The sequence below is a fragment of the Dyadobacter sp. CY261 genome (assembly GCF_021440085.1).
Taxonomy (GTDB): domain Bacteria; phylum Bacteroidota; class Bacteroidia; order Cytophagales; family Spirosomataceae; genus Dyadobacter.
The window spans coordinates 435,704-446,617 of record NZ_JAKCPW010000003.1; the positions used below are offsets into that span (position 1 = coordinate 435,704).

10 protein-coding genes are annotated in these 10,914 nt (G+C 49.1%); 6 read left to right on the forward strand and 4 right to left on the reverse strand.

Annotation, left to right across the window (positions count from 1 at the left end; all coding sequences use genetic code 11):
• Positions 1-18: 18 nt before the first annotated feature.
• The 4 genes from LZD49_RS11835 to LZD49_RS11850 all read right to left on the reverse strand — a co-directional run bounded on the left by LZD49_RS11835 (position 19) and on the right by LZD49_RS11850 (position 7,038).
• On the reverse strand, positions 19-1,503 hold the full coding sequence (locus tag LZD49_RS11835; protein ID WP_234667560.1) for a SusD/RagB family nutrient-binding outer membrane lipoprotein: 1,485 nt from the start codon (positions 1,501-1,503) through the stop codon (positions 19-21).
• Between the two features lie 11 nt (positions 1,504-1,514).
• Positions 1,515-4,730 (reverse strand): SusC/RagA family TonB-linked outer membrane protein, encoded by a 3,216-nt coding sequence (locus LZD49_RS11840; protein ID WP_234667561.1) that lies wholly within the window; start codon positions 4,728-4,730, stop codon positions 1,515-1,517.
• 138 nt (positions 4,731-4,868) lie between these two features.
• Complete coding sequence (locus tag LZD49_RS11845) at positions 4,869-5,795, reverse strand: nuclear transport factor 2 family protein (protein ID WP_234667562.1); 927 nt, start codon at positions 5,793-5,795, stop codon at positions 4,869-4,871.
• 394 nt (positions 5,796-6,189) lie between these two features.
• Positions 6,190-7,038: a CHRD domain-containing protein gene (locus LZD49_RS11850; RefSeq protein WP_234667563.1), complete on the reverse strand. Its 849-nt coding sequence runs from the start codon at positions 7,036-7,038 to the stop codon at positions 6,190-6,192.
• A 217-nt stretch (positions 7,039-7,255) separates the two neighbouring features.
• Here LZD49_RS11850 and LZD49_RS11855 point away from each other — a divergent pair, with 217 nt between their 5' ends.
• The 6 genes from LZD49_RS11855 to LZD49_RS11880 all read left to right on the forward strand — a co-directional run bounded on the left by LZD49_RS11855 (position 7,256) and on the right by LZD49_RS11880 (position 10,853).
• Positions 7,256-8,332 (forward strand): sensor histidine kinase, encoded by a 1,077-nt coding sequence (locus tag LZD49_RS11855; protein WP_234667564.1) that lies wholly within the window; start codon positions 7,256-7,258, stop codon positions 8,330-8,332.
• Positions 8,333-8,344: 12 nt separating this feature from the next.
• Positions 8,345-8,839, forward strand: coding sequence for a copper resistance protein NlpE (locus LZD49_RS11860; protein ID WP_234667565.1), 495 nt, complete (start codon positions 8,345-8,347; stop codon positions 8,837-8,839).
• 15 nt (positions 8,840-8,854) lie between these two features.
• Entirely contained in the window at positions 8,855-9,355 is a 501-nt protein-coding gene (locus tag LZD49_RS11865) for a copper resistance protein NlpE N-terminal domain-containing protein (RefSeq protein WP_234667566.1), read from the forward strand.
• Between the two features lie 24 nt (positions 9,356-9,379).
• Positions 9,380-10,087 carry a LytTR family DNA-binding domain-containing protein gene (locus LZD49_RS11870; RefSeq protein WP_234667567.1) on the forward strand — a complete coding sequence of 236 codons (708 nt, stop codon included), beginning with the start codon at positions 9,380-9,382 and terminating at the stop codon, positions 10,085-10,087.
• A gap of 120 nt (positions 10,088-10,207) precedes the next feature.
• Positions 10,208-10,396: a hypothetical protein gene (locus LZD49_RS11875; RefSeq protein ID WP_234667568.1), complete on the forward strand. Its 189-nt coding sequence runs from the start codon at positions 10,208-10,210 to the stop codon at positions 10,394-10,396.
• Entirely contained in the window at positions 10,389-10,853 is a 465-nt protein-coding gene (locus LZD49_RS11880) for a DUF6169 family protein (protein WP_234667569.1), read from the forward strand. The genes LZD49_RS11875 and LZD49_RS11880 overlap by 8 nt, the downstream gene beginning before the upstream one ends.
• The last annotated feature ends 61 nt before the right edge of the window (positions 10,854-10,914 follow it).

Consider the following 10,914-nt stretch of genomic DNA (forward strand, 5'->3'; position numbering starts at 1 on the left):
TAACCTGGCCACTTTCATTCAGTATTTATCCCACCAATTCTTAGCACCCTTACTATTTCTACCTCCCAGTTTCTCCAAAGCCGTCCGATAATGTGCGCCGTTGAGAGACGCTTCCACGAGCGGATAGCTCATGCGTTTCGAAATATCCGTCACGTCCGGGTCGAGGGAGCCGTCCGCCGGAAGGACAAAGATCGCTTTTCCGGTGTTGGGATCTTTGAAATCAAGGCGGAGGCGTTCGAGCCAGCCCTGAATGCCCTGAGTGTACATGGCGATCCATTTCTGCGAACCGATGCAGTCCTTCCATTTGGCAGCGTTGTAAGGCACCTTTTTGAGATAGGTCGCGATGTTTTCATCGCGGATGCCCGCAAAATGCATAGATGCAGCAACACCTTCCTGGTAATACTGCGCAGCCGTGCCGGTAAGCCCGACTTTCAGGTCGCGGGCCTGGATTTCGGCAAGCATGAATTTCACTTCTGCCAGGTCTAGCCAAATGGTCGGAGCGGTGGCGCCTACGGCATAGTTGGCTGGAAGGCTCACGAGCGTCGGGTCGCCATTGGAGCTGGCATCGCTGTTTTCGAGGCCGTATACCTCTCCTACGTACTCGTCGGTATCAAGCAATGGCTGTGCAAAAACCGGCAGGCGCGGGTCGTTGTACAGTTTGAGGTAGTCGATGAATGGCTTCGACATGGAGAAGTCGACGCGAACTTTGAATGACTGGTTAATTGGATTGTTGTTGGGCGGCGAAGGTAGCCAGCGGAACAATGCACTCTGTTCCTGCGTGGTGATAATGCCGCCATTGGCCGGGTCGAGCGCTTTTTTGATGGCCTTGGTAGCCTCAGCTGGTTTTACGTCAATCATCCGCAACGCGATCCTCAGTCGAAGTGAATTGGCAAAACGCTTCCAGGCATTCACATCGCCGCTGTAAATCACATCGCCGGTTGCATAGCTCGGTTCCGATGCATTCAACGTTTTGATCTGCTCTTCGAGCGTTGCCAGCAAGCCCGCATACACTTCCTCGCCGACGTTGTACTGAGGTGTCACGTCGTCCGCATTCAATGCTTCCGTATATGGAATGGGGCCGCCGTAAATATCAGTCAGGAAATGATAGGTATAAGCCTTCACGATCTCGGAAATGGCGATGCGGTTTTTGAAACCCGGCCATTGAGATTCCTGCTCTACTTTCTGAGATTCCTTCAATTCATTCAGCACGTCGGTGTAAAAGACGTTCCACATGATCTGGTTGATGTTCTCGCGAATCTGGTAACGGCTTTCGTCGGAATAGTAGGTCGACGACCAGTATTGCGCATAATACATTCCGAAGCGGCCATTGTTCCACTCGTCGGTAATGTTGGTAGAAAAATTGTATTGCGCATTTGTGAGCAACTGCTCCGACCTGGCTTGCTCGGCACGGTTCGGGTCCTTGTTCATTTCCTCGAACCCATCGGTACACGCCAGCATCGATGTCATGAGTAATGCGGCGCTTATTTTCCTGAAATTTTTCATAGCTGTTTGAATTAAAATCCGAAAGAAACATTCACGCCCATCGAGCGTACGGAGGGTAATGCGCCGCCTTCGAGCCCCTGCCAGTTGGAAATAGAGTTGGTGATCGCCGTAGGATCCACATGCTGCGAATTCGACTTCATCAACCAGAGATTACGACCCACGAGCGACAGACGTACTTTACTGAAAGGCGTTCGTGAGATCCATCCGGCGGGCAGGCTATAACCGAGGCTTATTTCACGCAGGTAAATGTAGCTGGCGTCGATCACGTCGATGGAGTTGATGTTATAACCGCCGTTTCCATTGCTGCTGTAATGCGTACGGGCTGTGATGACCACGTCGTTGGGTGTGCCGTCCTGCTTCACTCCTTCCGCGATCATGCCATCTTCGCGGATACTGCCTTCTGCGGTTTCTTCAAGGATACCGGTTTCGCGGCCAAACATTTGTGTGGTCGAGAAGAAACTGCCGCCTTTCTGAAAATCGATCAATGCTGAAAAGTTGAAACCTTTATAGCGCAATGCGTTGATCAATCCGCCGGTGAAGGATGGCAACACCGAGCCCAGCACTTTCTGATCGTCCGAGCGCAGGTACACGCCATCTTCGTTGACGACCTTCTGCCCTTTTTCATTATATACAAAGTCAAAGCCTACAATGGACCCGAACGACTCGCCCTCCCGCGCTTCGAGCTGCACAGCGAAGGGTGCATTTGTGAGCACCATTGTCTTCTGGTCGGTGGTAAGACGGACGATCTTATTGTTGTTTTTGGCCCAGTTCAGGGTTACGTCCCATTTGAAATGCTCTGTCGAGACCGGTGAGGCGTTCAAACTAAGTTCGATACCTTTATTTTCGAGCAAACCTGCATTGATGTATTTGAAAGTCGCACCCGTGGCTGCCGAGCGGCTTAGCGGGATGATCTGATTTCTGGTGCGACGGTTGTAATACGACAAGTTGATTCCCAATCGATTGTTAAGCACCTTGATTTCAGTACCAAACTCATATTCCGATGTAATCTCAGGCTTCAGATCGGGATTAGGCAATGTATTAGGCACCGAAACCCGCGAATCGCCGCCGAAAGGCTGGTAAAGCAGGTATGAAAGAACCGTGTTGTAGGGATCCGTATCATTTCCGACCTGTGCCAGCGCGCCGCGGAATTTCAGGAAGTTCAACCAGTTGGCATCGATGATACCGGACGCAATCCAGGACACCGAACCCGATGGATAGAAGTAAGAATTGTGCTTCACCGGCAATGTCGACGACCAGTCGTTCCGCGCACCCAGATCAAGAAAAAGCATGTCTTTATATCCCAGCGAAGAGCTCGCAAACACCGAATTAATCCGCTTTTTAGTCTTTAAATCAGTAATATCAGGCCGACCCATCGACGCTTCCAGACTAAATACATTGGAACTCAAACCATCCACCGTTTTAGAAATCAGGTTCGAGCCGGTGCGGGTCATTTGATTGATCCCGAGGTTGGCATTCCACGAAAAATCTTTGTTAAACGGCTTGTTATAGGACAACAATCCCTGGAAGTTGTTTTCAAGATGCCCATATTTGCTCAACCAATATTGCGACGTGTACTGTGAGCCAATAGCCACGCGCTCTTCCTGCGTTTCGAAATAAGTATCTGTCATGTATTTCACCTCCGCAGTGAGGCCCTCGGCCAGTTTGTAGTTCGCGGCAAGGTTCCCGAAAAAACGCGTACGGCCATCGGATTCATAGTTTTTATGCCTTACCCAATAGGGATTATTGGAATACCGCGGCGTCGGGTTGAACCATGCGGTACGGTTCCAGGTAAGCTGTGTCCCATCGGGCAGTTCGTACTCCTTCATTTTGGTAAAATCGACCTGCCGCTGGCCCCATTGCGTGAACTGCACCATTACATTGGCACCGTCGTCGCCATAACCGGTGCCGGGCCGTCCTGTGGCCGAATGCGTGACGAAGTTAGCCGCCCCGGAAATGGTCAGGTTCTTCAAGGCTTCATAACTGGCATTGATACTCGCATTGTGGCGTACTAGCTTGGAATTGGGCAGAATGAATTTCTGATCCAGGTTGGAATATGAGACACGGTAAGAACCCTTTTCCGTAGCGCCGTCAAGTGAAATGTTATGGTTAAATGTGCCTCCTGTTTCGAAAAAGCTCCTGATATTATCGGGTTGCGCCTCCCAGGGCACCACTTTTCCGAAATCAGGGTTTTTACGTTCCTTATCCCAGCTCCAATACGGCCTGTAAAGCTGGCCTTCAAACTTCGGCCCCCACGATTCGTCGGTGGCATATTGCGGAAGAAGGTCATAACGTCCGAGGCCGTCGTTGTCGTCGTAACTGCCCTTGCGGTCTTCCGGGAAAGCTTCGGGATTATCGTTGTAATAAAGCTTTGTGAAGCGGTAACCACCTCCGTATTTATTCTGGTAACGGGGCAGTTTGTACACCTTGTCAATATTGTAGCCAAATGAATAGGACAAATTCGGCTTCCTGGACTTACCTCCCTTTTTGGTAGTGACCACTATGACGCCGTTCGATCCGCGGCTTCCGTACAATGCCGTCGCCGCCGCGCCTTTGAGCACCGTCACGTTTTCGACGTCGTTGGGGTTAAGGTCTTGAATGGAGTTACCAAAATCATAGCCACCGGAGCCGCGTTGCTGTTCGAGCGAGTTGGTGTTGCGGTTCTCCATAGGCATGCCGTCCACTACAAAAAGCGGGTTATTGTTGCCGTAAATAGAGTTGATACCACGGATGTTGATCTTCGCCGAACCACCCATCGAGCCTGTGTTACCCGCCACTTGTACGCCAGCAAGCTTACCCGACAGCGAGTGCACAAGGTTCGTTTCGCGCACGTTGCTAAGTTCACCGCCATCGATCTTCTGTGCGCCAAAACCGATCGATTTTTCCTCGCGTCTGATGCCCAGCGCCGTCACAACGACTTCGCCCAGCTGCCGCATATCCTGTGCGAGCGCTATGTCCAGCCGCGACCGTGAGCCTACCTGGAGTTCTTGTGTTTCAAAACCGATGTAGCTGAAAACCAACACCGTGGTATCGGTCGTGACTTTGATCGTGTAGGTACCGTCAATATTGGTTTGCGTACCAACGTTGGCATTCCTGATCTTGATGTTAACCCCCGCGAGCGCGGTACCATCGTCTTTGGCGGTCACCGAGCCGGTCACCGTCCGATCCTGTGCGATCGCATGCATTGCCGGCAGCAACAGCATGCACCATAATGAATAGATATTTCTCATGGAATATATGGATTGGTAAAAAAATACGGTACCTGCTGCCTGCGGGAGGGACGCGGCAAATAAGTGAAGCGATAAATCGACACAATGCTTCCTTTCACCGGCTGAATAGCCGGTGTGAAAAATAGTTTGCGTTAATGATTAACGAAACAGACTGACCTGTTCGGCAACGATCCGCCAGCCTTCGGGCCGCTGTTGCCAGACACGCGTAAAGAACCCTTCAACAGTTTTTCCGCCTTTCACCGCTTTGGCCTTGCCAAAACAATAGGCCAGATCACCATCCTTGGCAATCCCTTGTCCTGATCTGATAAATTGGTATGATTGAATTTCCTGTTGGGCAATCGTGGCAAGCGCTTCTGTTTTCGTCCTACCAAACGGGCGGTCGCTTCTCAGCAAAACGACTTCATCTGCCAAAAACTGCTTGTAAGCTTCGCCGACATTCGTGCCGGCTGCGGCTAAAAAGGCCTCTTCGGCCTTCCAGGGTTGTGGGTTATTGTCTTTTACTTTCGCAACCGGCAGAATGTAGTCATACGCCGTGTTACTTTGCGGCTCGGGATCGCGGATGAATGCTTCCTTGGGGTCCTGTGAATGAATAACACCGCCATCGAGCATCACTTTGAACCGCCCGGCCGCATTCTTCCTCCAAACCGAAAAAAAATAGCCCGAGCCAACGGCGTCCTGGCCACGTTCGGCGATAAATTGGAATGGTCCCGACGTGAAACCAATATCTCCCGACTGCGAAACGTGGGCTATCAGCGGGTACCATTTGAGCAGATCCTTTCCACCCTTTGGCGACTTGCCGTATTCCACGATGCCATTCACGGCATCGACACCATTGAAAATCATTCCGGCGCTATCCAGATATGTCAGGAATGCCGTCGGAACATCGGAAGCTTCCGCCTTCGCCGCGAATGCCTTTTCTTCCCGGATCATCAAGGCCAGGTCGGGGCTTATCTGTTGTGACCTCACACTATATACGCAACCAATAAGCAACGCAGCACACAGGTGCCACCCATAGCAGTAACGCCTGGTGTGAGTACGATTGAGAGTAGGTGCAGGACGGGGCATTCTGATTAATTTAGCTAGGAGTTATCGTACAATAATACAGCATCTTACAGAAAAGTAAAAGCCCGCGAAAAGCTTATCGACCAACGACGTCATGTATCGGCGAAATGCATTTATAGAATAAAAACGACGTACTAATACGCATTTACGGCATTCGTCTTCCATATTCTGATTACTCATTCTGCAAAAAAAGCGATTTATACAAAAAAGCCTGTCAAATCGCCATTTACTGGCAGCGCAAATTGTAGCAGTTTTGTAACGAGAGTTTTTTAACCGAATTACTTTTTCCACTTTCTCTGGAAATACCGATAAGGTAATAATGGTGTAGTACAGTTGTTGTAATAATAATCCCGTCCCCAGGCATTGAGGACGGGATTTTCATTCAGAAGTCTTCATGCTACCACTCTATCTGACCGCGTATTTCGCCAGAAGGGTAAACAATGTTGTGAATATTAAAGTAATATAACCCGTTAAGCAGTTCCGTTTCTTTGATTTTGACCTCATCCACCATCACTGAATTGGAATACTCGCCGGACAGCGTTTTAGGAAAATTGGCAAAAAAGTCGTGCTGGATGCCGGCGTTGGCGCCTTTGGCAGCTGTTCCATGAATGTGCGCACCGGTTGGGATGCTCGTCAAATCTTTCCATTTGATGAAATAGCTTAGCAAATGTGTCGATTTGTTGTACATCACATCCACAGTTCCCCACGCATTGGTCACGATAGGCGGCACCTGTTGCGAACCCATCAGTGGCAACCCCTTTTTGACCACAACATGAGGCTGGTCGTAAAATTCGATCTGCCCGCGGATCTCACCGCCAGGGTTCAGCGGCGTGTGGATGTTGAAGTAGTAAAGGCCATTCAACAAATCCGACTCATTGATACTCGTTCCGTCCACCAGCACGGATCCCGAGTAAGAACCTGTTGTAGTTTTTGGAATGGACGAGTAGAAATCGAATTTGATACCGGCATTGCTCCCACGCGCTGCCGTGCCGTGTATGTGCGCGCCCGAAGGATTGCCTGTCAGGTTGGCCCAATTGAGGGTAAAGGTAAGCATATGCGTGGTTTTGTTGTACGAAACGTCGGCCCAGCCGGTAGCATCCGTCTGCTTGGCCGGAAACTCCTGTGAACCACTCAGCGGCAATCCATTCTGCCTGACAACATCCTGTGGAGTCTCGTGATCGTCACAGCCCGCGAAGAGCGCAACAAGCATCCACACCAGTGTAAACTTGCATAGAACTTTCATCATTTGGTTCGTTGGGTTGAGTTAAGAGATTTTTATAAACTACTCTTATGAAATTACAATAAAATAAGCAGAGTCTGTGAAAATACACATCAATAAAACGTTAAGAAATAGCCACTTACCAGTTCTCTGCATTTCCTCTACTTTTTGACACGTTCGTCGATATAATTTCGACGGCTCGCCGCTTTTCTGTTCATTTACTTCATCATTTCAATTCGCCTTTATGGAGACGCCCTTTCTGGAAACGCAAATCCGGTTTCCACTTTCAAACCGGCCGGTAACAGTCAAATATGCATTGGTGCATGCGTGCTACTGGGTGCTGGTCACCGGTTTTTTCCTGTACGAGAAGCGCTACCTGATTTACAAGGCCAGCCTCAACTACTTTGCCATTTGCGTGATCGCCAGGGTGGCGTTGCTGATCGTGATCGCTTACCTGAACCTGCATTATTTTTTACCTAAATACCTTTTGCAAAGAAAGTACGGCCAATACTTCGGGCTCGTGCTGTTGTCGATCCTTTGCTATCTGCTCGTCCAATGCCTTTTCGATTATTACCTCTACGGCTACGTGATCGGGCCAATGCGGAATAGTAATATAGTTGAAGCACTTTCCTACAATTTTCTCAGCACGCTATGGTATCTGGCGCTGATGGTGGCCCTCAAACTGAGCATCGACTGGTACGAGCAGCAACGTATCCTGCAAAGGATAGTGGTTGAAAAACTCAATGCAGAGGTTAATTTTCTGCGCTCTCAGGTCAACCCTCATTTTCTTTTCAACATCCTGAACAACCTGTACGCACTGACATTGAAGAAATCGGACCTGGCACCGGAAGTGGTGCTGAAACTGTCCGAAATGATGGAATATATGCTTTACGACAGCGACGACAGCACTGTATCGCTCGATAAGGAGATCAGCTATTTGCACAATTATATCGAGCTGGAAAGGATCCGTTACGATAACAACCCGGACATTTCACTGGAAGTCGCCGGTAATCCCGATGGAAAAGAAATCGCCCCTTTGTTGCTGCTTCCGCTCGTCGAGAATGCATTTAAGCATGGGGTAAGCCGCAAATCCGACCCGGGCTGGCTGCACGGGAAGATCCATGTAAGCCCTTCCTCGCTGGAAGTAACTATCGAGAACAGCAAATCAAATACAATAGCGAAAGAGGGAAAGGGTGGTATTGGTCTGAATAATCTCCGCAAGCGACTGGAACTCTTGTACCCGTCGCGCCATAGCCTGCGCATTGACGATCAGCAGGAAAGTTTCAGTGTGTTTATGAAAATCAGTCTTATCAATGCATAATGTTAATTAGTCATGCAAAAATCCATTTGGCTTCCGCTTTTGCTACTCTTTTCATGGACTACTCAGGGCCATACCACGTCGCCCGAGCCCGATATTTTCGTTGCTGCAACGCCTTGCGACGCTGTGCCGAGGGAATTGCTCTCTATTCCGGGTGATATGGATTGCGAAATGATCAAATGGCGCCTCACGCTTCGTCACGACCCGCGTAACCTTGGCCGGGACGATTTCAAATTGCAATATACCTACGGCATGACCAAGCCCGGTACGCGCGGGTTTATGGGTGATGGTGTCGGCAAAGAAATCACCGGTAAGTGGCACATGGCCGAAAATACAGGAAAAACACCGGGCAAACGCATTTTCACTTTGGAACCCGGCGCATCGAAAGCGCCCGTTACGTTCTTACAACTGAACGACAAGCTGTTACACCTGCTCGACCAGCAAGGCAATCTGATGATCGGAAATGCGGGTTTCAGTTATACTTTTAACAAACAGAACGCCAACCTTTAACATTAATTACTAGCCATGAAAACCCTATTCCTGCTTGCGGCCTGTTTTCTTTCATTGCAAAAGGCAGCCGCACAATCCGCCGCCCCGGCGAATATACCATCCAAAACCACGACCCGCCAACCCGTAGCCGAAGGTCCTAATGTGTGGGGCGTATTCCACGGCCGCGTGCCTTGCCAACCAATCGCCCAGGTAATACACATGGCCGTGGGCGCCAATTGCGAAAAACTGAAATGGGGCTTTACGTTCTATCAGGACCCGCAAACGCAAAAACCCGCCAGATACCGATGGGACGGCTCGCTTTTCCGCGACAAACCCCGCACCGGCAATTGGGCGCTCGTCCGCGGTACAGCCGACGATCCCGATGCGACCGTCATCCAGCTCGACCCCGACCAGCCCGAAAAATCTATCTATCTGTTGAAAGGCGATGAAAATGTATTATTTATACTTGACGGAGCGAAAAAACCCATGGTTGGTGGTGATTACCTTAGTTATACTTTCAATCGGGTAAAAAACTAATATTGTTGAAAAGAATTACAACGTATGCTGCAATGCGTGATCATCGACGACGAGCCTCTTGCGAGGGAGATCCTGGAAGAATATCTTCAAAAATCGGGCATTACCGGTGCCCGCCAGTTCAGCAACGCCCGTGACGCGCTTGCACACTTGCAGACGCGCGAGGCCGATGTGCTTTTTCTTGACATCGAAATGCCCGAAGTGAATGGCATCGACTTCCTGAAATCGCTCCCACATCCACCGGTGACCGTTTTCACAACCGCCTACCGTGATTATGCTTTTGAAGGTTACGAACTCGGTGTCATCGATTTTTTACTGAAACCCATTTCCTACGCCCGCTTCCAACACGCCCTCGAAAAAGTGAGGGACTTTTTGCAACTCAAAGAGCAAAATACTAATCTCGAACAAAACCTGTCGGAAGAAAAACCCGATTTCATATTCGTCAAAAGCGGCGTCCAGCGCGTTCGCCTCGCATTCGACGACGTTTCTCACATTCAGGGCCTGAAAGACTATGCCATCATCCACACCGGCACCGGCAAAGTCGTCATCAAAGGCTCCGTCAAAGCCATGCTCGACATTTTTCCTCCCACCCGCTTCCTGCGCGTGCACAAGTCATTCATTGTCGCTATTGACAAAATAAGGCGCATTGAGCGTAACCGGATTATCTGGGGTGCTTATCAAATTCCGATTGGGAGGAATTATCGGGAGGAGGTGATGGGGTTGATTGGCCGGTAGATTGTTGAGGCATACTCATTGATCATTTCGTCGACTTCCGAGCAAGAAATTTATTTATATTGAGCTACGTTTAAAGAATCAAGACATTTCATTTTCAACGGTTCCAAAAATCATAAGCATATGGATGAGTTCAATAAATATCACCTGGAAAAGCTAATGCAAGAACACCCGGAAAAGGTGATCAAGATCGATGGACCGATGCCTGAATGGATCAAAAGGGCAATTATTGAGAAACAAGAGTGGGCCGAGGAAGTACGGTCACGCGGGAAGATTGATGTAACCAAATTAAAACAGAAAATTATTGTCTGAACGCTACCCGACCAACCTTTATCGACACACTAGTCAATTAATTGAATATTTCTTCGAAACTGAATTTGGCGCGCAATATTACGTCAGATTCAGACAGGCACAATATCAATTTAAGATAGATTGTAAACCTTGCCGGAGTATTTTTGAAGTATCATTTAACCCGGAGTCCGCCTCTCAATTTCCCGATTACCGGGTGAAAAACACCATACTTCATTTGATCAGGGAATTCATGGAAGAGCAACGGGCACCGATTCTATATATTTGTGATAACCTGGACGGAAGAGAGTCAGAAAGGCAGCGTTTGTTTTATCGATGGTTTGCAAAATTACAAATTGCCGAACTTCAACATGACTATCGGATTGTAAAGCTCGAAGACTACACGCTTATCCTCGGCATAATTGCTTTCAAGTGGGATACTCACTTCAATCATTATTTTGAACAAATTGAGCACATCTAGCTGCATCAGTTGCCAAACAAACCGAACAAACCCCGTCCGAAACCGGACAGACATTTTCCGT

What these genes read in the sequence shown, in the direction of transcription:
- LZD49_RS11835 (WP_234667560.1), bottom strand. Translation starts at nt 1,503, where the DNA reads ATGAAAAATTTCAGGAAAATAAGCGCCGCATTACTCATGACATCGATG.
- LZD49_RS11840 (WP_234667561.1), bottom strand. Translation starts at nt 4,730, where the DNA reads ATGAGAAATATCTATTCATTATGGTGCATGCTGTTGCTGCCGGCAATG.
- LZD49_RS11845 (WP_234667562.1), bottom strand. Translation starts at nt 5,795, where the DNA reads ATGCCCCGTCCTGCACCTACTCTCAATCGTACTCACACCAGGCGTTAC.
- LZD49_RS11850 (WP_234667563.1), bottom strand. Translation starts at nt 7,038, where the DNA reads ATGATGAAAGTTCTATGCAAGTTTACACTGGTGTGGATGCTTGTTGCG.
- LZD49_RS11855 (WP_234667564.1), top strand. Translation starts at nt 7,256, where the DNA reads ATGGAGACGCCCTTTCTGGAAACGCAAATCCGGTTTCCACTTTCAAAC.
- LZD49_RS11860 (WP_234667565.1), top strand. Translation starts at nt 8,345, where the DNA reads ATGCAAAAATCCATTTGGCTTCCGCTTTTGCTACTCTTTTCATGGACT.
- LZD49_RS11865 (WP_234667566.1), top strand. Translation starts at nt 8,855, where the DNA reads ATGAAAACCCTATTCCTGCTTGCGGCCTGTTTTCTTTCATTGCAAAAG.
- LZD49_RS11870 (WP_234667567.1), top strand. Translation starts at nt 9,380, where the DNA reads ATGCTGCAATGCGTGATCATCGACGACGAGCCTCTTGCGAGGGAGATC.
- LZD49_RS11875 (WP_234667568.1), top strand. Translation starts at nt 10,208, where the DNA reads ATGGATGAGTTCAATAAATATCACCTGGAAAAGCTAATGCAAGAACAC.